Source organism: Nostoc sp. NMS8 (assembly GCF_017115045.1).
GTDB lineage: Bacteria > Cyanobacteriota > Cyanobacteriia > Cyanobacteriales > Nostocaceae > Nostoc.
This window is the reverse complement of the sequence record NZ_JABXKK010000050.1, coordinates 1-22,308: the sequence shown is the minus strand read 5'-3', so window position 1 is coordinate 22,308 and position 22,308 is coordinate 1. Positions and strand designations below refer to the sequence as shown.

Below are 22,308 nucleotides of genomic sequence, written 5' to 3'. Positions count from 1 at the left end.
GGTAGGTAACTTATACTATTTTTGATACTACATCAAATCAGTATTTATATGCAAACTTCTTAGAGTTAGCTGCCTAATATAAGTCTGTAAACATTACTAAACGGTGTATGGTCAGAGAAATATTCTTGTTTAGCAACAGGATGTGTTGTAAAAATAGTTATGTTTTAAAAATGTTAAAGCCATCTAATTTGGAATATTTAATCAGTACTAGAATTCTTCCTTCGTCATCTTTTTGATATTTGATAGTACCAACTCCACTCGAAGACTAAAAATATGGTCAATCTAGAAGCTGAAGATCGCAAACAATTAATAACTCTCCTAAAAGATTTACCAGAACTAGCTACAGAGCGATCGCGTCAGCAAATTTTGGAGCTAGCAGGTTTGAAACAGGTACTACCCATGATCAATCTTTCGGGTGCTTCATTTGTGGCAGTTAGTGAGATTGTTAGCTATCTATCTAATTATGGGCGTTTAACCTATGACGATGAGGCGCTAGGACTGTTATTGAATACCTTGAAAAGCCTTATGGGAGTTCAGCAGCAAGATTTTTTGGATATGCTGCTGACAAAGTATGACATGATGACCCCGATCGCAAGATTACCTGCTATCAATGAGTGGCGAGGGGGGAAAACGACTTCAGATGTATTAGAGAAAATAATTGGTGAGAATACTCTACGCCCAATCTCTTTTTTACAGCAGGGACTTCAGGTAGCGCGATCAGTTGCCTATATTGGGGTAATAACTAGCCAAGAACGCTGGTCAGGAAGCGGATTTCTTGTGGCTCAAGATTTATTGTTGACTAACAATCATGTTCTGCCTAGCTCAAATCTACTGGCAGATACAATTTTTCGTTTTAACTATGAAGACAATTTTCAGGGAGAAGCTCAACAAACTGATGAGTATCGCCCTAAACGCAATGGAGCTTTTCATACTAACCAAGCTCTTGATTATACTTTAGTTCAACTCGGAGGAGAACCTGGAAAAAAATGGGGTTGGTTGCCACTTACATCTAAAGCGATTAGTGTTGGTAGCCGAGTTAATATAATTCAACACCCATCAGGACAACCTAAGCAGATTTCGCTTCAGAATAATTTTGTTCAATATGTGGGTGGTAATGTGGTGCAGTATATAACCTCAACATTACAAGGCTCCTCTGGCTCTCCAGTTTTTAATGATGGTTGGCAGATTGTTGCTCTGCACCATGCTGGGGGTAATATCCCTGAACCAACAACCCAGCAGCGTTACTTTAGAAACGAGGGGATACGGATAGAGAGCATCTTAGCCGATTTACCCTCAGAGCTTGTAAACTTGCTTAAGGCAGCAAGGAATACCTCGCTTTAGAGAAATCCCACAAGTATCTAAGTTCTATTATGTATGAGTGTCAAATCCCAATTGCTACAGTTGCTAGTCAATATACCAGGTACTCTACATACTGGAGAGCGTAAAGCTCTTTTGATGGTTACGGGATTTGATCATTTGAATACTAGAATCAACTCCTTCGAGAAAAATAATATTGTCTTTTTTACAGAATTGATTGAACTCCTATTCTCTGAAGGACATGATCAATTATTGATATTTCTTAGGATGCTTGCAGATAGTGAATTTAGTGGTTTGGAGACTAAACAAAAACTCAACATTATTATTGCAGAGATTTCCACTTTAGAATTTCAACAACGGAATAGCAAATTTATTGAGCGTAAGAGTATTAAAGCGGTTAGTATTGTTTCTACTCCCAGCCAAAATCAGGAAAGCTTGGAGGAAGGACAAGATACAAAGTTGCTTGTCCCACAAATTCTGGGAACTCAGCCTTTTGAATTTACAGTTGTGATAGTAGATGCTCAAGGCAAAGAGATTAAACGTAGTCGAAGACAAAACTACTACTTAACTCAAGACCTTGGTAACGGGGTAACTTTAGAAATGGTCTATATTCCAAGTGGAGAATTTTGGATGGGTTCACCAGAATCTGAAGGAAAGCGATACTCCAATGAAAGACCTCAACATAAAGTAACAGTCAAACCATTTTTGATGAGCAAGTATGCGATTACACAAGCAGAATGGAGGGAAGTTGCTACTTTGCGAGAAGTTCGTCAAAACTTAAAACTTCGCCCGTCACGCAACGGAGGCAAAAGTCATCCTATTACCCAAGTTTCTTGGTTTGATGCTATTGAGTTTTGTGATCGCTTATCTGAAAAAACAGGTAAACAATATCGTCTTCCTAGCGAAGCTGAGTGGGAATATGCTTGCCGTGCTGGAACTACAACCCCTTTTCACTTTGGTAAAAGTATTATTTCCGATCTAGCTAACTACGATCCCTATGGCTTAGAACCTAAAGGAATTAATCGTGAAAAAACTACTCCAGTGAAAAGCTTCCAGTTTGCTAATCCTTTAGGACTATTTGATATGCATGGTAACGTTTGGGAGTGGTGCTTAGATCATTGGCATGAGAATTATAATAATGCGCCTCCAAATGAAGATGCATGGTTAGATAACCGCGACGAGAACAAAACTCGTGTAATTCGTGGTGGCTCGTGGTTAAACGATCCATCCTCTTGTCGCTCTGCTTACCGCCTTTATAAAAACACAGACGAAGTAGCCAAACATGTTGGTTTTAGAATTGTTTCCTCTCTTTAGCCTGATGTTATGTAGAAAAATCACCTATTTTATTTTTTTACCTATGCTATTCCGTCTTCCTCTAAATTAGTATCCTTAGAGGTTAAATTTTGATATTTTTTACGTGCAAATAGAGTTTGATGATACTCATCTGCTTGAGGGGTTGGTTCATATTCAAGAATAGTCAAAATTCCTGTTTTTTTTCTAATTTCTTGTACTGCTTCCTCAATCTCATTTATTGAAACTTTGAAGAACTCTTTATTTTTATTAACAATATTTATTCTTTTAGTAGCAAAACGCTGATGTAATCTTTCTAATGTATCTAAGGCATCTTCCGATAAGATTTTGAAATGAATATCAAATTTAAATGGTGTCGCTGGATTCATATTATTTATATATCTTTCTGGTTCACCACTTTTAGTCATACATATCCTGTAAATATCTTCACCTAAAGAGCCTATGTTTGAAACTATATAAATAACTCCTTGCTTCAGTCTTGTTGATTCAGCATAAGCTTTCTCTTTGTCACTTTTATCTTTAGTAAGTTGTCGTTCTAAATCATTAATTTTAAATTCTAGTTGTCTTCGTTGTTCACCTTCATATTGTTCTATTTCTTCTCTTTGCTTTTGTAATATTTCAAGCTCCTTTTGATGAATTTTTTCTCTTTCTTCTGCTTCCTCAGCTATCTGTCTTGCTTTCTCAATCTTTTTACGTTCTTGATTTTGCTTTTGAAGTTCTTGCATTTTATCTCTTTCTTCCTGCTTTTTCTGCTCTAGCTCATATTTAAGGTCTAATTCTCTTAACTTCAAATCAAGATATGCTGATGAAATATTACAACCTGTTTTTGTTGATAAAATATTTATATTTTCAAAAGTATCGTTGATTTTTCTCTTTAAATTATCTCTATTACTATATTTGACATCTCTAATTGCATACTCACACTGAGTTTCAAAGGCTATGCCTATCAACTTAAGAAGGTCTTTCATCATTTTTTCACCTTCTTTTTTATTACCATCTATGGTTACTTCTTTGTTACAAATAAATGCTCGTTTCTTTTTTCGCATTTCTTCTTGTTGTGATTTAATATTTTTCAATTGAATCACGTAGTCTTCAGACTTTATAAAATCGTATTGTGGCTCGTAGGCATCTTGGGATTGAAGATAAAGTTTTGCATCCAGTTTTCTCGATTTATCCTCAAAGCTTTTAATTTGAGTATTTAATAGTTCCTGTTGTCTTTCAAGATCAGCAAGCTCATTTCTTTTTAAATTAATATTTGAATCTAACTGTTGTTCAAACTCCTCCCTAGAAGTTAATGTGTCATACTTACGTAGACGCTGTTTAAGTGGAGTCAATTCAAGGTTAACTTGTATCAATGCACCGAATAGTCCTAAGATTATTAGTATGAGGGCTGCTGAGAGCATGGAATCTTGCATCTTATGTGGTAGTATTTTACCTATTTACTTAGTTTATAGGATAATTGATAAAGTAAGGTAAGATACTATAAAATTATAAATAGGTGGTAATTACACTGTTAAAAGCATCAATTTTGATTAAAGAATACGTAATAGAACGCTTGTATAATCTAAATTAATAGAGCGATCGCACTCTATTGTGCAACATTCTCAAAACGGTGTTTTTACATGTAGGTGAATAGTTTCATTTAACTGCGGATGCTCAAAATGAAGTTCTCTAGCGTGCAGATGTAAGCGACTGGTAACTGCATCGCATCCATAAAGGCGATCGCCTAAAATAGCAATCCCTAGTCCTCGCACATCAGCTGCATGAACCCTCAATTGATGGGTGCGTCCTGTTAGCGGTGTAAATTCTAAGCGGGTGTAATCTTCTTCTCTCGCCATTACCTGAAAGTGTGTCAAGCTGGGTTTGCCGTGTTGCCAATCAACTTTTTGATAGGGGCGATTTTCAGGATTTCCCCACAATGGCAAGTCAATTACACCTTGCTCAACTGTTACAACACCGGAAAGTATGGCTTCATAAACCTTGTGAACCTGGCGTTGCTGAAACTGCTGACTAAGTTGCCGATGAGTTTGGCGATCGCGCGCTAACAACAAAATCCCGGAAGTTTCTTGATCTAAGCGATGCACAGATGCAAGTGACATACCATCCGGTAACAGATGAGCGAAGCGACTCAAGACACTATCTTGGCGATCGCGATAACGACCAGGTACCGAAAGTAATCCAGCAGGTTTATTTACCGCAATCAGCCATTCATCTTCATAAATAATGGGTAAAGTGACCTCTCCCCCTTCCCTGCGTTCGCGCAGCGGCACGAAGTGCGGCAAGGGGGTTGGGGGGTTAGGTCTTAACCCTGAGAGCAAAAACCCCATCAATGGCTGACATCGTTCTATACACGCTCCATAAAATTCTCCCTGAATTTTGTCCTGATTTGCTGAAGACGTACCCCACCAAAATTCTGCCATTGCCAACGGTTTGAGATTATGTGTTGCTGCATAATGAAGTAGCTTTGGGGCACAACAGTCTCCTGTACCAGTGGGCGAACCTTCTGGCATCAATTCTTGCAATGATTGCGATCGCCCAGAAAAATTAGTCAAGCTATAGCTAGCCTGCATTTGAGCTTGTAATTGACGGGATAGTGCTTTTCGCTGTTGTTTCAGTTCACTAATTCGCGCATCCGCCGCTGCAATTAACTGTTGCAGAGGTTGTAATCGGGCATTTTGCTGGAGTTTAAGTTGTCGTCGCTCAATTCCTTGCTGACGGCTCTCTTCATCAAGTTGTTCAAGAGCAATAGTGAGTGCTTCTGGGCTGAGTGTCTTGCAGATTTGCTGACGTTTTTCCTGTCGTTGATGTTTGCAATAGCGATGGCGATCGCTCATTGCTTGCAACTGTTGCTCAAACTCATTTAATAGAGTTTCATACTGCTGGCGTTCTGTGAGTTGCTTCAAGGTCAAAAGTTCTTGCTTAATCGCGTCTAACTGCGCCAAAGTACGAGCTTCCTCAAAAGCAACTTCGTCTCTACCTGGAATTGGTGGTACCCAGCCCTCAACAACACTACAACCATTTAAAAGACCGGAGAAGGCTTTTAGTATCCGTTGTTCGCCATTAGGCAGTTCAACCAATAAGATGCCATACATCTTGCCTTCATGAGAATAACAGTCATTATTAGCTAACTCTTGCATTAGTCTGTAGGCGATCGCTTCAGACATTGAGGTGCGGGGTAATTTTAGGCGAAGGCCACTTTCCAGACAGCGGCCTTCGTACCAATAGCTACAAGATGAATCGCTGATGGCATCGCAGTCGATGAAATCTGAAAGTGGGTGCAGAACTACCATATAGGTTTCAACGAATAGGCAGGGGGAAGGGGCAGGGAGCAGAATATGTTCTTACGTCCTCCATAGTAGTTAAGTGGTTCTCGAGCAGGGAGGGGTCGAATTCCAATTCTTTTCTATCTCCCCTGCTCCCCGCTCCCTGCTCCCTTGCCTCTTGTTCAACTTTCTGGTAATTTAGCAAACGCCTGTTCAACTAACTCCTTTGCCTTCGCATCCAAACGCAGCCAATCCACTTCACCGAATTCATCAATTAAACTAGTATCAACATCAGCAGATTCCTGAACTGGGCTGTATTTTATAAAACACACTTGATAACACAGTTCCCACAAATCGATACTTGCTTGCTGCTGTTGATGCTCTAAACGTAGATGATATCCTGGATGGGGCATCGGCAGACGAGCCAGAGTCTGTCTGATTTCATCTGCTTCTTGAGGCGTTGCAGTTTCCATTGATTGCAACAACTCAGTCACCAATGCTTTGATTTCATCAGTGGTGCTAGGCGGCCAAATCAGGACATCATGGTAAGTTCCCGTCCAGGGGGATTCATCAAGCAGCTTACGGAGATTGTCGATAACCCGAATGAAAGCAGGCTGCATGAGGATTTCAGCCTGTTGCCATGCAACTGAGTTTGTTATTTTAGGTGGCATTGGTAGTAAACAGGGGCACTATAAAGAAAAATAAACAGTCTATGTTTATTAAAAAGCTGCGTTTTTAATCTAAATCTTTTCTCAAGATAGCGGATTTCATTGAAGAAAATTTGGAGATATTTATTACTAGCTGAAAAATTAGGTAAGAACTCTGGGGAGGGAATATGATAGGCAAGCTACTAGATCATCGTTACCAAGTAATTCGAGTCCTCGCGATGGGAGGATTTGGTCAAACCTATATTGCTCAAGATACTAGACGGCCTGGCAATCCCATCTGCGTTGTTAAGCACCTTAAACCCGGAACTGACCCCAGAGTTTTTGATACTGCGAAACGTCTATTCAACAGTGAAGCCGAAACCTTAGAAAAACTGGGCAATCATGACCAAATACCCAGGCTACTAGCGTATTTTGACGAAAATCAAGAATTCTATCTAGTACAAGAATATATTGAAGGACATACCTTAGCTGAAGAACTTATCTCTGGTAAGCGCTGGAATGAAAGCCAGGTAATTCAACTGTTACAGGAAGTTTTAGAAATTCTCGAATTTGTCCATCGCCAAGGTGTGATTCACCGCGATATCAAGCCGGATAATATCATTCGTCGCGCTTCCGATAATAAGTTAGTTTTAGTAGACTTTGGGGCAGTGAAGCAACTGCGTACACAGATGGTAGCAGTGGGCGGACAAGCCTCGCCGACAGTGGTTATTGGCACTCCTGGCTATATGCCCACAGAACAAGGACAAGGTAAACCCCGCCCTAATAGCGATATCTATTCCCTTGGTGTGATTGCTATTCAAGCATTAACAGGATTACAGCCAACAGAATTGCAAGAAGACCCAGAAACGGGCGAAATCATCTGGCGTCATTCAGCAACCGTGAACCATCGACTGGCGGCAGTGTTGTCTAAGATGGTACGTTATCACTTCAAAGACCGCTACCAAAGCGCCACAGAGGCGCTACAAGTCTGTAAAGAGGCGATTAATCCTGTACCAGTACTTTCCACCTCTCAAGAAGCCGCTAATAATTCCAACTACCAAACAGCCAAATCCCAACCTCAAGTATCTCGGCTACAAACTGTTGCAGTTGCACCAGCCAATCCTGTCCGCGCGAAACCTGGGCGTCAAGATTCTCATAAATCAGACCCATGGCCGATATTAGTTGGCATATTATTGGCGGGTGGTGCGGCTGCTTTGGTAGCCAATGTATATCCAAATGTGAAAAATTTCGCTTTAAATATTACTGGTAATAATACTGCCTTAACAGACAAATGCTTGGCTATTGTCGTGGGAAATTCTAATATCCGTTCTAAACCTAGTTCGATAAATTCTAATAATGTTTTGCAAACTGTTACTGATAACACTAATTTCCAGGTGACTGGCAAGCGGACAAAAGGAGGTTGGGTAGAAATTAAACTTAAACCTGGTCGTTTGGCTTGGGTTGACTCGGATCAGATAACCAATAATCAAGAATGGAGTTCTTGCTTGCGCGAAAAAGGCATTGCAACAAAGATTGTAGATGATAGTAGCTCGATTGCGAATCGACCGACTAGCAAGACAAAATCAAAATCGCAAAATGTTGTAACTCCATTACCAGAAAAGTCGAAGGGGTCAGCTGACGATGCTGGGAAATCAGAACGATCGCAGCCTAGCGATAACAGTGCCAATATTATAGAACAAGCAAGACAGAAGTATGATTCAGGGGATATAACAGGAGCGATCGCACTTTTGAGGTCAATTCCGGCAAATGCTGCTTCTGGTATCCAAGAGACGGGCAAAATGATTGCCCAGTGGCAGCAAGATTGGGCGAAGGCTGAGGCGTTATCTAATGAGATTAACAAAGCAATAGATGGTGGTAAATGGGATAAAGTTTTAGATTATAAAAACCATCCTGAAAAGTTGCCGAATACTCAATATTGGCGAAATAAAATAGAACCATTATTTAAACAAGCAGCCGCAAATCTGGCAAAACAGGCACTAACTACGCTAGAAAATCAAGGTAATCAGAAGAGTACCGACCAGAAAGTTACCGATACTAAAAAACCTACCACTACAGAGAGTCCTAATGCTATAGAAACTCCTAAAAGTGGCTTTTAAGAGGCCGCGAAATTCCCCATCTTCTATACGAGACGCTAAGGCGAACAAGTTACTGCGAAGATGGGGATTGCAAAGGTAATTAATTTGTTACATACCGCTAACTTGCGGCTAAATTGCCCCAACCCACATAAGGTAATTTTGCAGCCGTTGCCCGAACTTGGTCAGCGTTAGCCACCAACTGACCGCAAGCATCCCAAGTTCCAGAAATAAATGTGCTTCTTGTCCCTTCACCGATCGCAACTGGGGCGGTGTAATCACCAATTTGTACTTGCAAGGTTTCCAGATTTACAGTGACGGCGGCTTGGGGATTGGCAGCGACTAACTCTTGCAGCTGTTTAACTGTAACAGCATCGGCTGTCACACAAGGTATGCCCATTGCCACACAGTTACCGAAAAAGATTTCGGCAAAGCTTTCACCGATTAAAGCTTGGATTCCCCATTTAGCGATCGCTTGGGGTGCATGTTCTCTTGATGAACCACAGCCAAAGTTACGGTTGACTATTAAAATCTTCGCGCCTTGATATTGGGGTTGGTCAAAGGCATGTTCACCTTTAAGTGCTTTCCGATCATCAATAAACGCGCCTTCGCCTAACCCATCAAAGGTAACGGCTTTCAAATATCGCGCGGGAATGATGCGATCGGTATCTATATCATTGCCCACTAAAGGTATACCGCGCCCTGAAACTGTTTTAACTTCACTCACCATAGATTTTATCTATTATTTCAATGACAGCCTGTTGAAAAAGGGACTGGGGAAGATGAGGGAGTTGGGAATAGGTAAACTTTCAATTCCCAATCCCCAGTCCCTAGTCCCCAGTCCCCAAAATTACAGCAACTCGCGCACATCAGAAACTTCGCCTTTGATGGCAGCAGTGGCGACCATCGCCGGACTCATCAGCAATGTCCGACCGGAAGAGGAACCTTGTCTGCCTTTAAAGTTGCGATTAGATGAGGAAGCACTGATTTGTCTTCCTTCTAGCTTATCGGGGTTCATAGCCAGGCACATGGAACATCCCGGTTCCCGCCACTCAAATCCGGCTTCCTGAAAGATTTTATCCAGTCCTTCAGCTTCCGCCTCTTCCTTCACCCGTTCAGAACCAGGGACAACAAAGGCTTTGATTCCTTCTGCAACGTGGCGACCTTTGGCGATTTTTGCCGCTTCTCGTAAATCACTAATTCTGCCGTTGGTGCAACTACCAATAAAGCAGACATCTATTTTGGTACCCTTGATGGGTTGACCAGGATATAAATCCATGTAGCGGTAAGCTTCTTCGGCAATAAATCGGTCTTCTTCCAGCAGTTCTTCTGGCTGAGGTACTGACTGATTGACACCGATACCTTGACCGGGAGTAATCCCCCAAGTAACGGTAGGAGGAATTTCCGCCGCGTCAAATACTACGACATCATCGTACTGGGCATTAGCATCACTCTTGATGGATTCCCACCAAACTACTGCTTGATCCCAATCTGCACCTTTGGGAGCAAAATCTCTGCCTTTGAGGTAATCGTAGGTGACTCGATCGGGATTGACATAGCCGCATCTAGCACCGCCTTCGATCGCCATATTGCAGACAGTCATCCTCTCTTCCATATTCATTTGCTCAAATGTCGTCCCTGCAAATTCGTAGCCATAACCCACACCACCTTTTACGCCAAGGGTGCGGATGATATGCAGGATGACATCTTTTGCGTAAACTCCAGGGTTGAGAGTGCCGTTAACTTCAATTTTGCGGACTTTCAATTTGGAAAGGGCGAGGGTTTGGGAAGCGAGAACATCGCGGACTTGACTAGTACCGATACCAAATGCGATCGCACCAAATGCCCCATGACTGGAAGTGTGACTATCTCCACAAGCGATCGTCATTCCCGGCTGGGTAATTCCCAGTTCTGGGGCGATGACGTGAACTATACCCTGACTCCCAGAACCAATATTGTAAAAAGTTATGTTATTTTCTTGACAATTTTGTTCAAGCGCCTGAATCATTTCTTCTGCCAAGCTATCGGCAAAGGGACGCGCTTGATTATCTGTGGGCACAATATGATCGACCGTGGCCACAGTTCGTTCTGGAAACAGTACTTTTAGACCCTTCTCGCGTAACATAGCAAAGGCCTGGGGACTGGTGACTTCATGAACTAGATGAAGCCCGATAAATAGTTGCGTCAGCCCTGAGGGAAGTGTACCAACGGTGTGTAAGTCCCAAACTTTGTCAAACAGGGTACCTTTGCTCATACGTCAATCAGTATTTAAAGAGTCCGGTTTTAAATAGTATCAAAAAAGAGTCTCGGTTTTTGTAGATCACTTAAATATTTTTAAACGCAGAGGTACGCAGAGAATTTGCGATGTCATTATGATCGCTTTTGAGGCAGTAAAAGCAAGAATTCTCCGAAATAGTAAGATGCAATGATGTAAGTAACTTTATCCTTTTCCACAAGGATATGTTAAGACAATACCAGATAATTGCAGTACCAGGTTATGCCCATAGACTTACGGGAATTTTATCAGGCTAGCGACCCCAGCAGAACTCTGTTTGTCAACAATAGCTCTGATGGCAAGTATTATATAGATTTTTCCTCGGTACGAGGTGGTGATATTCTTGGCAAGCTGAAGCAGAAGATTACTTTTTTTAAGCCGAATGAACCCACTTGTACTTTATTTACTGGGCATATTGGTTGTGGTAAATCGACAGAACTATTGCGGTTACAGGCAGAACTGGAAAAGTTAGGCTTCCAAGTGGTCTATTTTGAGTCCAGTGATGACCTGGAAATGACCGATGTTGATATTGCTGATGTACTATTAGCGATCGCTCGGCGTGTGAGTCAAAATCTCGATAAAATTACACTAGAGACACCTAACAAATTTAATGAGTTGCTGCAAGGTGCTTGGAAGGTCTTAAACTCCGAGGTGACGGGGGGAAAACTTAAGGTTCCGGGGGTTGGTGATGTGGGTTTATCCGCAGATAAAGAAAAGCTTTCTCTGTCTGTGGGTATTGGTGAAATCACCGCGAAGATGAAAAATGACCCAACACTGCGAGAAAAACTCAATCAGTATTTAGCACCGCAAAAAACTAAACTGCTGGAAGCGATTAATCAAGAATTATTGGAACCTGCGATCGCTAAACTCAAACAGCAGGGTAAAAATGGTCTAGTGGTAATTGTCGATAATCTTGACCGTATAGATAATCGTGTCAAACCTTGGGGTCGTCCGCAGCAAGAATATCTATTTGTCGATCAAGGTGAGTTTTTGACTAAGCTTAATTGTCATCTCATCTATACCATGCCCTTATCTTTGAAGTTTTCCAACGATTACGGAATGCTGACTCAGCGTTTCCCAGAAGATCCCAAGGTGTTACCAATGGTACCTGTACAATGGTGTGATGGCAGTGTTCATACACAGGGAATGTTACTCATGCAGCAGATGGTACTTGCTAGAGCTTTTCCTGACATGACACCAGAGGAGCGTTTAAATAAAATTACTGAGATTTTTGATAGTGCTGCTAGCCTAGAGCGGTTATGTAAAATGAGCGGTGGTCATGTGCGGGACGTGTTGAGGCTGCTGAATACCTGGATTATGGAAGAAATGAGCCTTCCCCTCACCCGTGAAACCTTAGAGGAAGTGATTCGTTCTCGGCGGAATGAAATAATGTTGCCAATTTCTGATGATGAGTGGCAATTGTTACGTCATGTCAAGGAAAGGAAAAAGGTGAGTGATGACCAAGGATATCAAAAACTGATCCGCAGTCGGTTTGTCTTTGAATATCGGGATGGTGGGGAGTCTTGGTTTGATGTTAATCCTGTCTTGGCTGAAGCCAGAGAATTAAGTTTGTAGTAAGCACTTTAGTGCTTATTATTTCCTATCTTTGAAAGCACTAAAGTGCTTACTACGAACTAAACACATAAGCTTATGAGTTCACAGCAACCACCAAAAGATAACCATGTAAACAACGAGCGCACTCTGACACAATTAGCTTGGGCGATCGAATCCTCTGTGGGACAGTTTAAGCTGATTTTGGCACGGTGTAATTATGCTAGCCTGCGCGATCGCTTAATCTCCAGATTGCAGGAAATTTGTCGAGTCGAAATTCGCGTTTTGGCAGTGCAGCAATCTAACAGGACTCTTTATACTGCGATTCAAGAAGAATTCGGCGAAGAGATACCAGCCTGTGTAATGGTTGTGGGTTTGGAATCAGTGCAGAATTTATCTGTGATGTTAACTTCTGCAAATCAAGTGCGGGAAGAGTTTCGCAAAAATTTTGCTTTTCCCTTAGTGTTGTGGATTGACGATGAAATCTATAAGCAACTAATACAGCTTGCACCAGATTTGGAAAGTTGGGCAACTACGAGAAATTTTGATATATCAACACAAGAATTAGTAGATTTTGTCACCGAAACGGCTAATTCTTGGTTTGCTAACAACTTAAAATTTAGCGTAGATGGATATGTAAAGCTGGAAAATGAGTTAGAAGCGGCGCAAAGATATTTACTCAACAAGCCAGATGTTTATAATTTAGAAATTCAAGCTAATTTAGAATCTTTATTAGGTTTTATCAAACAGATAAATAATCAAAAAGATTCGGCGCTACAGCATTATCACACAGCTTATAAGCTGTGGCAGCAAACTAATAATTTAGAATCTCAGATAAAAATCCTCGGTGAAATTGGCTTTTGCTATTATCTCAAAGCTTTTAAACATCAAGATGTTAATCATCCAGATTGGGCTACAGCGTGGCATTATATTCAAGAGTATATAAATTTTATTAGCCGATTTCATAATTCAGATTTAATTGCTAGTTCAGTAGTAAAGTTCGGTGATATCTTGCGAGACTTGCAAAAATGGGAAACTTTGCAAAGTCTTACAGAAAAAGCTTTAGGAGTACATCAAACTAACAACCAGGTAAGAGAATTAGCCAAAGATTACGGTTTTTTAGCTGAGGTAGCTTTGGCTAACAAAAACTGGGTCGAAGCAAATCAGCTTGTTCAGCAAGCCTTGAAAGTTTTTGCTACCATTCCCAATGTGGAATCAGCGAGTAGATCGGGGGTTGTATCTGAGATTTCCGAAAGAGATTTGAAATCAAAAGATTTGAGTTTATATCAGTTTATTTTAGCTCGTTCTCAATACCATTTAGATCAAATTCAACAGGCAACTCTCAGCTTAGAAACTGCTAGGGATGTGGGTAATCCTCTAGAAGATGTCAGGCTTTACTTGGATATTCTGAGATTTTTGCAGCAGCTTTATTTTGAGCGCAAAGAATATCTCAAAGCATACAAAATCAAACAGCAACGGCGTTCTATTGAACAGCAATTTGGCTTGCGGGCTTTTATTGGTGCGGGTAGGTTAGAAGCAACAAAACAGGCATTTGTAGAGACATTGCGCTCAAACTCTCCCCAAGGAAATATTGCCCCAGAAATTACTGCATCTGGTCGTCTATTGGATGTAGAACGTTTAATTGAACGTATGGGTCGCCCTGATTATAAGCTGATAGTAATTCATGGGCAATCGGGTGTCGGCAAAAGTTCCCTGGTGAATGCGGGATTAGTGCCAGCTTTAAAGGATAAAGCGATCGGTGTTCAAGATTATTTGCCGGTGGTAATGCGGGTTTATACTAACTGGGCGGAAGAATTGGGGAGGCTTTTGGGAAATGAGGGAGATGAGGGAGAGTTAAAACTTCAAGTTTCAACCTCTGAACTCGGAAGTTCCACCTTTGAACTCGGAAGTTCCACCTTTGAACTCGGAAGTCCGACCTTTGAACTCGGAAGTCCGACCTTTGAACTCGGAAGTCCGACCTCTGAACTCGGAAGTCCGACCTCTGAACTCGGAATTTCGACCTCAGAACTCGGAACTTCGACTTCAGAACTCGGAACTTCGACCTCAGAACTCGGAACTCCGCAATATTTGATATCCAGACTCAAAGAAAACGAACAGCGTAACCTCCGCACGGTGTTAATTTTTGATCAATTTGAGGAATTTTTCTTTGTTTACACCGAACCTGCACAAAGGAAGCAATTCTTTGAGTTTCTGGGAGAGTGTCTGAATGTTTTATCGGTGAAAGTTATCTTATCGCTGCGGGTAGATTATATCCATTACTTGCTGGAGTGCAATGATTTGTCCAGCCTCAAGATTATTGGCAATGACATTCTCAGCAATAATGTACTTTACAAGTTGGGGAACTTTTCACCTGCTGATACCAAGTCAATTATTCAGCGTTTAACCGAAAATACTAGTTTTCACTTAGAACCTGCTTTAGTTGAACAACTCGTGCAAGATTTAGCCGATGGATTGGGTGAAGTGCGTCCCATTGAGTTGCAGGTTGTGGGGGCGCAACTGCAAACGGAGAATATTACAACTCTGGCAGAATATCGGCAGCGTGGTACTAAGGACGAATTGGTTAAGCGTTATTTGAATGAAGTTGTTAATGATTGCGGCGTAGAAAATCAGCAAGCCGCAGAAATATTACTGTATTTGCTGACTGATGAAAAAGGAACTCGCCCGTTAAAAACTCGCGCTGAGTTGGAACGCGATTTGCTGCCGTACTTCTCGGAGATCCCCCCAACCCCCCTTAAAAAGGGGGGCTTTATTCTTTCTACCCCCTTAAGAAGGGGGTCGCCGCAGGCGGGGGGATCAAAAACCCCCTTAAGAAGGGGGTCGCCACAGGCGGGGGGATCAGAAACTAGGGAAGATAAAGCTGTTGAAATCAGTAAATTAGATTTAGTGTTAGAAATTTTTGTCCAATCCGGCTTAGTGGTTTTGTTACCAGAAAATCCTTTTGACCGTTATCAACTGGTACATGACTACATCGCCGCCTTTATTCGCCAGCAGCAGGAACCGAAGTTAAAGCAGGTGATGGCGGAACTGGAAAAAGAACGAAAAGAAAGAAAACTGAGTGAAGCGAAACTGAATAGCTTTCTCAAACGCGCCCTTTTTGGTTCCATAACCGCAGGTTTAGGATTTGCTGTTTTAGCAGCGGCAACATTCCAGTGGGCAGTAGAGGCAAATGTTAATCAAATTAACGCCATCAATAATTCTTCTGAAGCCTTTGCTGTTTCTGAACAATACCCAGATGCTTTAATAACAGCCTTAAGGGCAAGTAACAAACTCAAGCATACACTTTGGGCACAGCACAGAAGCGATACTTTAATACAAACTGTGGCAACTTTACAGCAAGGGGTTTACTTAAAGCCAAATGATAGGAAAGAGAATCGTGCTATAGAGGTAAATACCTTAGAAGGGCATAGCAGTTCGGTCAGGGGCGTAGTCTTCAGCCCGGATGGCAAGACACTGGCTTCTGGCAGTTATGACGAAACGATCAAACTCTGGGATGTCAGCACAGGCAAAGCCATGAAAACCCTGACTGGGCATAGCAGTACAGTCAGGGGCGTAGTCTTTAGCCCAGATGGCAAGACACTGGCTTCTGGCAGTTATGACGAAACGATCAAACTCTGGGATGTCAGCACAGGCAAAGCCATGAAAACCCTGACTGGGCATAGCAGTTTGGTCAGTAGCGTAGTCTTTAGCCCAGATGGCAAGACACTGGCTTCTGGCACTGAAGACAACACGATCAAACTCTGGGATGTCAGCACAGGCAAAGCCATGAAAACCCTGACTGGGCATAGCAGTTTGGTCAGTAGCGTAGTCTTTAGCCCAGATGGCAAGACACTGGCTTCTGGCACTGAAGACAACACGATCAAACTCTGGGATGTTAGCACAGGCAAAGCCATCAAAACCCTCTGACTGGGCATAGCAGTACAGTCAGGGGCGTAGTCTTCAGCCCCGATGGCAAGACACTGGCTTCTAGCAGTAATGACAAGACGATCAAACTCTGGGATGTTAGCACAGGCAAAGCCATCAAAACCCTCTGACTGGGCATAGCAGTACAGTCAGGGGCGTAGTCTTCAGCCCCGATGGCAAGACACTGGCTTCTAGCAGTAATGACAAGACGATCAAACTCTGGGATGTTAGCACAGGCAAAGCCATCAAAACCCTCTGACTGGGCATAGCAGTACAGTCAGGGGCGTAGTCTTCAGCCCCGATGGCAAGACACTGGCTTCTGGCAGTGAAGACAAGACCGTGATTTTATGGGATTTGGATTTCGATAATTTATTACTCAGTGGTTGCAATTTGTTGAATAATTACCTAGTTATCCATCCAGAAGTGTTAGAAGAGTTGCAATCATGCCAAACTCCATCACGTTTGGTGTTGGGGGCGACAACGTTAGTCATCCAAGGCGAGAAGTTAGCGCGAAATAATGATATTAATGGCGCTGTGGAAAAGTTTAACAAAGCACAGCAGTGGGATAATAATTTAAAGTTTGATTCCCAGGCGAGGGCGAAAGAGTTGGTGAATCAAGGTAAGGTTGAATTGCAGCCAAACTCACGTTAAGAGATTTTCAAGAAATAAATTATGCAATCTTGTGGGGCGGGCGAGACGCCCACCCCACAAGAAAAGTTGGATATTTTTTTATTTGGAAGTCCCTTAAAAATAAATAATCACAAGGTGGAAAGGATGGCATACAGCGATTTTAGTCTCGCCAAGGTGAAAAAAAGTTTTGACTTAACCCTCGATGAAACTCGGAATTTATTTGCTGATACAAAACCTGTTACACCATCAGAAACTCTCAGCACGATTTTAATTGATTACATTCCTTTAGCAACTGCAATTTCAACCGAAAAAGCAAGGTCAGAATTTTTAATTGCCCCAATCCTCGCAGAAGTCAGACGATTATTAAATAATAAAATCTCTCTGTTCTCTGGAAATGAATTTAATGTTGATGCAACTCAAGGCTTGCAAGGTTTTTGCGATTACATTATCAGCAACTCCCAAGAGCAATTATTTATTTCTGCTCCCGTAATGTTTATTTTTGAAGCAAAAAAAGAAGATATTATCGGCGGTCTGGGTCAATGTGTAGCGGCAATGATTGCGGCGCAGTTATTCAATCAAAATCAAGGCAATGAAGTTGGGCGAATTTACGGCTCAGTTACTAGTGGAACGAACTGGAAGTTTTTATTTTTAGAAGGGACGACTGTTTATATAGATTCGACTGAGTATTATATTAAAGAAGTTGATAAAATTTTGGGTATTTTATTGCAACCTTTTCAGCCTATTTTAACTGCTGTTTGAATCAACTCGCCCAGCAGTACCACAATTTAATTTATATGAGTCTATATTGTCTAGTTCACGGTGCTTTCCAAGCCACTTGGTGTTGGGATTTGCTAATTCCCTACTTAGAAACACAGGGTCACAAAACCCTAGCAATGGATTTACCAATTGACAATGCATCTGCTACTTTGTCCCAATTTGCAGATGTAGTAATTCAAGCGCTGCCAAAAACTGATGATGATATTGTACTAGTCGGTCACTCAATGGCTGGTACTATAATTCCCTTAGTTGCAGAAGCGGTAAAAGTGCGTCAACTAGTGTTTGTGGCTGCGCTGCTCCCCTATCCTGGAGTCAGTACACTCGACCAATTTTCTCATCGTCTTGATTCTGATACGCTCAAATCATTCAATTACCAGCCAAAAGACCCAAGTAAACTCGAACAGTTCTACGATGAGCCTGATATGTATGAACCAGCTTCCGTAGGCAAAGATTATTCAGACAAAGCAGTATTAAGGGAGTTTTTCTTTCATGATTGTCAACCAGATGTAACACAGTGGGCAATCTCGAAAAGTCGTTTGCAACAATCTATGGCATATATTTTTGAAACGAATCCTCTAAAAGCTTTGCCAAATGTTGAACGTAAATATATTGTTTGTACCAATGACCGAATAATATCTCCTACATGGTCACGCTACGCCGCACGCAAGCGTTTAGGAGTCGATGCCATTGAACTACCTTCTGGACATTGCCCACACCTGTCTCGTCCCGACCTTCTTGCTTCAGTATTAACTAGTGAGTAAAGTAGAGATTGTGAATCCATTTAAAAAAGGCTAGAAACCGCATCTAAGCTGTCTCTAGCCTTTATTTACTTAGTGGGCAGTACCAGACTCGAACTGATGACATCCTGCTTGTAAGGCAGGCGCTCTACCAACTGAGCTAACCGCCCGTTTGACTAATCCTTAACTAATATAGCAAAACATTTCACGTTGCGCTAGTAGTTTCAAGAAAATCTTTTTTTCTCTTATACTGACTCAGTATTCAGTTATTCAGCACTGGCTCAACACCCCGCTATCGCTAACAGGATTTAGGATGCCCTCTGGTCGAACGCACGATCGCATTACTATGTATGCTCTGCCATTGGTGGCGGGCGTTACTTTTTGGCAGACTCGCAGTAGCAGTGCGACTTTGTTGGTTGCAGGCGGGTTTCTCTTTGGTGGGCTGATGTTTGGCCCCGATTTGGATATTTACTCTGTGCAATTCCAACGCTGGGGTTTCTTGCGCTGGATTTGGCTACCTTATCAAAAAAGTCTGCGGCATCGTTCTTTTTTATCCCACGGGCCGATTATTGGCACGATTTTGCGGGTGATTTATCTAGGATGTTTGCTTGCTATTTTGGCAATTTTCGTTTTGGCGATCGCGCAAAGGTTATGGAATCTGAGTTTTACTTGGCAAGATTTGGGAGGAAATTTGGGGCGATCGCTCGTGCAATACGATACTGAATATATCGCTTTGTTTTTGGGGTTGGAACTCGGTGCGATGAGTCATTCTCTCAGCGATTGGGGGGGATCGGCTTATAAGCGGGTAAGAAAACAGGGGGTTCGGGGGTTGCTTCCTAGTGGCAAAATTAAGAGGCGGAAAGTGAGGGGTGGCGATCGTCGGGCGAGAGTGAAGAAATAATTTTTTTAAACGCAAAGGAACGTTAAGGGAAGCGCAGAGGTACGCAGAGGTATGGAAAAGCAAGATGAGAGTTTGGCGGCGTTGCAGGAGTTGATTGAGGTGGTGGCGAAGTTGCGTGAGCCTGATGGTGGTTGTCCTTGGGATTTGGCTCAAACTGCCGAAACGCTGACGCCTTATGTGATTGAGGAAGCTTATGAGGTGGTGGATGCGATTAAGAGTGGGGATAAAGGGGCGATCGCTGAGGAGCTAGGCGATTTATTATTACAGGTGGTATTACAAGCCCAAATCGCTAGCGAATCTGGGCAATTTTCTCTCAAAGAAATAACTCAGGGAATTTCCCAAAAGTTGATTCGCCGTCATCCTCATGTATTTGGTGATGTGTCGGTGGCCAGTGTGGATGAGGTGCGGCAAAATTGGGAACAAATCAAGGCTGCGGAAAAGGGCGAAGCATCTCCAGAGGCGCAAAAATTTAGTGCTAAACTCGCTCGTTATGGGCGTACTCTTCCCCCACTGACGGCGGCAATGAAGATTTCTCAAAAGGCTGCTGCGATCGGGTTTGAATGGGAAAATATTCAGGGTGTCTGGGATAAGTTTCATGAGGAGTTGGGAGAGTTTCAACAGGCTTTAGCTGAGGAAACACCAGCGCGACAAGAAGCAGAATTAGGCGATTTACTATTTGCCGTGATTCAGTTGGCCCGTTGGCATCATCTTGATCCCAGCACGGCTTTGCAAGGCACAAATCAGCGCTTTGTTCAACGATTAGAAAAAATGGAGGCGATTGTTGATCGTCCCCTTTCTGATTACAGTTTGAATGAGTTAGAAAAATTGTGGCAGCAGGCAAAAGCTCAACTTGCCAAAGAAGGGAGTGGGGAGTAGAGGGCAGGGAGTGGGCATTGAGCATGGTTATTCTGCTTGTCTCCCCCAGTCTTTTTCTTCTCTACGAGACGCTGCGCGTAGCTTGCTTCCCTGTAAGGGTACAATTTTTAATTTTTAATTCTTAATTTTTAATTGATTTCTCCCCAATCCCTTCTTCAAGATTTTTCAGCACCGAACCACTTATCAATCGCTATATGATAAGTGCCATTTTCTTTGAGATTCAGCAGGGCTTTATTAATTGGTTTGCGGTAGGGACTATTGTTAGGCAGAATGATGCCGTAGCTTTCTTCACGCAAGATATAGCTATCGAAGCATAGATTATGACATAATAGAAAAAACATAAAAATAAATGCCAGCATCTTATAGTTACGATTTAAGAACTAAGGTGGTTAATGCAATTGATGGTGGGATGAGAAAAACTCAAGCCAGTCGCATCTTTCAAATTAGCCGTAATACAATAGACATTTGGTTAAAGAAGAGAGAAGAGACAGGAGATTATCAGGCGAAAGTAGGATATCAACAAGGATATAATGCCAAAATTACTGATTTAGAGAAATTTCAGCAGTTTGTGCAAATAAATGGCAGTAAAACTCAAGCAGAAATGGCAGAAGTTTGGCTAGAAAAGATTAGCGATCGCACTATAGGAAAAGCTTTAAAGAAAATTGGTTATACCCGAAAAAAAAACTTACGGTTATAGAGAAAGGGATGAAGAAAAAAGGCAGGAATTTCGAGCCAAAATTAGCCACAAAGAACGCTTACAGCTAGTCTACGTTGATGAATCAGGAATAGATACTAGAGAAGACTATGGTTATGGATGGAACCCCAAAGGAGAAAGATTTTACGATTTAAAATCAGGAATAAGAAATCTGAGAGTAAGTATTATGAGTGCTTTATGCAAAGGAGAGTTAGTTGCCCCATTAACCTTTGAAGGTTCGTGTAATCGGTTAGTTTTTGAGAAATGGCTCCAAGAAAAACTTTTACCTGAACTCAAATCAGGACAAACAGTTATTCTTGATAATGCCACTTTTCAGAAATCTCAGAAAATTCGTGAATTAATTGAATCAGTTGGATGTGAACTTGAGTATTTACCACCCGACTCTCCTGATTTAAATGAGATTGAACATTATTGGTTTCCCATAAAAAATCGTGTCAGGAAATCAGTTGGTACTATCGACAATTTTCGGGAGAGAGTTGATACAGCTATTCGTTTAACGTCCTAATCTATATTTCGATTGCTATACTACCAACAAGTTGTACCTTCCCCTTACCTTGATTGGCAGCATAGAAGAGGAGTACAGGCGCATCAAACACCACGGCATCAGCTTTTTTTGTTTGCAGAGCATCGTAAGCTTGCTCTATCTTGGGGACTTCTAAAATTGAAATATGATGTTCTCGCAGGTATGTGGCTGCTGTGCTACCCGCAGTTGTCGCCACTACCTTGCTGGGTAAATCGTCTACACTCCTGATATCGCCCTGAAGCTGTTGTAGTGTCAATGATGTGGTAGCGCTGGCTGTAAAGTAGGCGACGAAAAGTACTCCAGTAAACATCCAGATTACAGCTATTAAACGTCCTATTACTCCCTTGGGCATTTCATCAGCTTGGGTTGCTAATGTGGCAGCTGCCCACCAACAGGCTTTAAAAATTCCCGGAAAGTATGATTGAGAAATCATCCCATCTTTGTGGTGGCGCTCAGATAACCAAATAATATGAGCTGCTACGAGAATTAGGACTAGGGCAACGCCTATTACCTGCAAAAGGCTAGCAGAAAAAAACAATTGCAAAATATTTGGAAAGGCACTGTTATTGTTCTCTGGGTTTCTTACCATAATTTGCAGTCCCCCAGCAAAAATAGGTAATGAGAAATCAAAACTCTGCTCGCGTTCGGCTGTAATCGAGATGGCTGCAATTCCCAAGTTGGCTTTTTTGTCCTTAATAGCAGAAAGCAGTTCTGGCCAGGGTTAGCGCGTCTCAAACCCTATTGACAGGGGGATTATGGCAGAGGTACTGA

Annotated in this window: 16 protein-coding genes, 1 tRNA gene and 1 pseudogene; 10 read left to right on the top strand and 8 right to left on the bottom strand. The window is 42.0% G+C overall.

Annotated elements, in window-relative coordinates; translation table 11 throughout:
* Positions 1-273 precede the first annotated feature (273 nt).
* A complete protein-coding gene (locus HWQ39_RS08880) occupies positions 274-1,341 on the top strand; it encodes a trypsin-like peptidase domain-containing protein (RefSeq protein WP_292843535.1) in 1,068 nt (355 codons plus the stop codon).
* 33 nt (positions 1,342-1,374) lie between these two features.
* Positions 1,375-2,631: a formylglycine-generating enzyme family protein gene (locus HWQ39_RS08875; RefSeq protein ID WP_292843534.1), complete on the top strand. Its 1,257-nt coding sequence runs from the start codon at positions 1,375-1,377 to the stop codon at positions 2,629-2,631.
* A gap of 41 nt (positions 2,632-2,672) precedes the next feature.
* On the opposite strand, the gene HWQ39_RS08870 is transcribed toward HWQ39_RS08875, so the two are convergent.
* The 3 genes from HWQ39_RS08870 to HWQ39_RS08860 form a co-directional block, all read right to left on the bottom strand.
* A complete protein-coding gene (locus tag HWQ39_RS08870; protein ID WP_292843533.1) occupies positions 2,673-4,043 on the bottom strand; it encodes a DUF4041 domain-containing protein in 1,371 nt (456 codons plus the stop codon).
* A 189-nt stretch (positions 4,044-4,232) separates the two neighbouring features.
* The gene (locus HWQ39_RS08865) at positions 4,233-5,918 is read right to left on the bottom strand and encodes an RluA family pseudouridine synthase (RefSeq protein WP_292843532.1); all 1,686 of its coding nucleotides are present in this window, start codon (positions 5,916-5,918) and stop codon (positions 4,233-4,235) included.
* A gap of 155 nt (positions 5,919-6,073) precedes the next feature.
* The gene (locus tag HWQ39_RS08860) at positions 6,074-6,562 is read right to left on the bottom strand and encodes a hypothetical protein (protein WP_292843531.1); all 489 of its coding nucleotides are present in this window, start codon (positions 6,560-6,562) and stop codon (positions 6,074-6,076) included.
* Positions 6,563-6,726: 164 nt separating this feature from the next.
* Here HWQ39_RS08860 and HWQ39_RS08855 point away from each other — a divergent pair, with 164 nt between their 5' ends.
* Entirely contained in the window at positions 6,727-8,655 is a 1,929-nt protein-coding gene (locus HWQ39_RS08855; RefSeq protein ID WP_292843530.1) for a protein kinase, read from the top strand.
* A gap of 97 nt (positions 8,656-8,752) precedes the next feature.
* On the opposite strand, the gene leuD is transcribed toward HWQ39_RS08855, so the two are convergent.
* Both leuD and leuC read right to left on the bottom strand, forming a co-directional pair.
* Complete coding sequence (leuD, locus tag HWQ39_RS08850) at positions 8,753-9,361, bottom strand: 3-isopropylmalate dehydratase small subunit (protein ID WP_292843529.1); 609 nt, start codon at positions 9,359-9,361, stop codon at positions 8,753-8,755.
* Between the two features lie 120 nt (positions 9,362-9,481).
* Positions 9,482-10,885, bottom strand: coding sequence for a 3-isopropylmalate dehydratase large subunit (gene leuC / locus HWQ39_RS08845; protein ID WP_292843528.1), 1,404 nt, complete (start codon positions 10,883-10,885; stop codon positions 9,482-9,484).
* Positions 10,886-11,128: 243 nt separating this feature from the next.
* Between leuC and HWQ39_RS08840 the strand changes: the two genes are divergently transcribed.
* From HWQ39_RS08840 to HWQ39_RS08825, 4 genes and pseudogenes are all read left to right on the top strand, one after another.
* Positions 11,129-12,481: an AAA family ATPase gene (locus HWQ39_RS08840; RefSeq protein WP_292843527.1), complete on the top strand. Its 1,353-nt coding sequence runs from the start codon at positions 11,129-11,131 to the stop codon at positions 12,479-12,481.
* Positions 12,482-12,556: 75 nt separating this feature from the next.
* Positions 12,557-17,029, top strand: a pseudogene (locus HWQ39_RS08835) (ribosome assembly protein 4).
* A 123-nt stretch (positions 17,030-17,152) separates the two neighbouring features.
* On the top strand, positions 17,153-17,767 hold the full coding sequence (locus tag HWQ39_RS08830; protein WP_292843526.1) for a hypothetical protein: 615 nt from the start codon (positions 17,153-17,155) through the stop codon (positions 17,765-17,767).
* Between the two features lie 35 nt (positions 17,768-17,802).
* Complete coding sequence (locus HWQ39_RS08825) at positions 17,803-18,546, top strand: alpha/beta hydrolase (RefSeq protein WP_292843525.1); 744 nt, start codon at positions 17,803-17,805, stop codon at positions 18,544-18,546.
* A gap of 73 nt (positions 18,547-18,619) precedes the next feature.
* Here the strand turns inward: HWQ39_RS08825 and HWQ39_RS08820 are convergent.
* Positions 18,620-18,692, bottom strand: a tRNA-Val gene (locus HWQ39_RS08820).
* A gap of 143 nt (positions 18,693-18,835) precedes the next feature.
* On the opposite strand from HWQ39_RS08820, the gene HWQ39_RS08815 reads away from it, so the two are divergent.
* Both HWQ39_RS08815 and mazG read left to right on the top strand, forming a co-directional pair.
* Complete coding sequence (locus HWQ39_RS08815; RefSeq protein ID WP_292843524.1) at positions 18,836-19,423, top strand: metal-binding protein; 588 nt, start codon at positions 18,836-18,838, stop codon at positions 19,421-19,423.
* Positions 19,424-19,474: 51 nt separating this feature from the next.
* The gene (gene mazG, locus HWQ39_RS08810; RefSeq protein WP_292843523.1) at positions 19,475-20,299 is read left to right on the top strand and encodes a nucleoside triphosphate pyrophosphohydrolase; all 825 of its coding nucleotides are present in this window, start codon (positions 19,475-19,477) and stop codon (positions 20,297-20,299) included.
* 155 nt (positions 20,300-20,454) lie between these two features.
* Here mazG and HWQ39_RS08805 read toward each other — a convergent pair whose 3' ends face one another.
* Positions 20,455-20,640, bottom strand: a complete 186-nt coding sequence (locus tag HWQ39_RS08805) for a transporter substrate-binding domain-containing protein (protein WP_366932240.1) — start codon at positions 20,638-20,640, stop codon at positions 20,455-20,457.
* An 8-nt stretch (positions 20,641-20,648) separates the two neighbouring features.
* On the opposite strand from HWQ39_RS08805, the gene HWQ39_RS08800 reads away from it, so the two are divergent.
* A protein-coding gene (locus HWQ39_RS08800; RefSeq protein WP_292843522.1) for an IS630 family transposase occupies positions 20,649-21,519 on the top strand; the annotation gives its coding sequence in 2 pieces (ribosomal slippage) (positions 20,649-20,957 and positions 20,959-21,519; 870 coding nt in all).
* Position 21,520: 1 nt separating this feature from the next.
* Here the strand turns inward: HWQ39_RS08800 and HWQ39_RS08795 are convergent.
* Positions 21,521-22,246 carry a transporter substrate-binding domain-containing protein gene (locus tag HWQ39_RS08795; RefSeq protein WP_292843746.1) on the bottom strand — a complete coding sequence of 242 codons (726 nt, stop codon included), beginning with the start codon at positions 22,244-22,246 and terminating at the stop codon, positions 21,521-21,523.
* Positions 22,247-22,308: the final 62 nt, after the last annotated feature.

Coding starts and splice junctions, on each gene's coding strand:
- HWQ39_RS08855 (WP_292843530.1), top strand. CDS start 6,727: ATGATAGGCAAGCTACTAGATCATCGTTACCAAGTAATTCGAGTCCTC.
- HWQ39_RS08840 (WP_292843527.1), top strand. CDS start 11,129: ATGCCCATAGACTTACGGGAATTTTATCAGGCTAGCGACCCCAGCAGA.
- HWQ39_RS08880 (WP_292843535.1), top strand. CDS start 274: ATGGTCAATCTAGAAGCTGAAGATCGCAAACAATTAATAACTCTCCTA.
- HWQ39_RS08805 (WP_366932240.1), bottom strand. CDS start 20,640: ATGTTTTTTCTATTATGTCATAATCTATGCTTCGATAGCTATATCTTG.
- HWQ39_RS08875 (WP_292843534.1), top strand. CDS start 1,375: ATGAGTGTCAAATCCCAATTGCTACAGTTGCTAGTCAATATACCAGGT.
- leuC (WP_292843528.1), bottom strand. CDS start 10,885: ATGAGCAAAGGTACCCTGTTTGACAAAGTTTGGGACTTACACACCGTT.
- HWQ39_RS08860 (WP_292843531.1), bottom strand. CDS start 6,562: ATGCCACCTAAAATAACAAACTCAGTTGCATGGCAACAGGCTGAAATC.
- mazG (WP_292843523.1), top strand. CDS start 19,475: ATGGAAAAGCAAGATGAGAGTTTGGCGGCGTTGCAGGAGTTGATTGAG.
- leuD (WP_292843529.1), bottom strand. CDS start 9,361: ATGGTGAGTGAAGTTAAAACAGTTTCAGGGCGCGGTATACCTTTAGTG.
- HWQ39_RS08825 (WP_292843525.1), top strand. CDS start 17,803: ATGAGTCTATATTGTCTAGTTCACGGTGCTTTCCAAGCCACTTGGTGT.
- HWQ39_RS08830 (WP_292843526.1), top strand. CDS start 17,153: ATGGCATACAGCGATTTTAGTCTCGCCAAGGTGAAAAAAAGTTTTGAC.
- HWQ39_RS08865 (WP_292843532.1), bottom strand. CDS start 5,918: ATGGTAGTTCTGCACCCACTTTCAGATTTCATCGACTGCGATGCCATC.
- HWQ39_RS08815 (WP_292843524.1), top strand. CDS start 18,836: ATGCCCTCTGGTCGAACGCACGATCGCATTACTATGTATGCTCTGCCA.
- HWQ39_RS08870 (WP_292843533.1), bottom strand. CDS start 4,043: ATGCAAGATTCCATGCTCTCAGCAGCCCTCATACTAATAATCTTAGGA.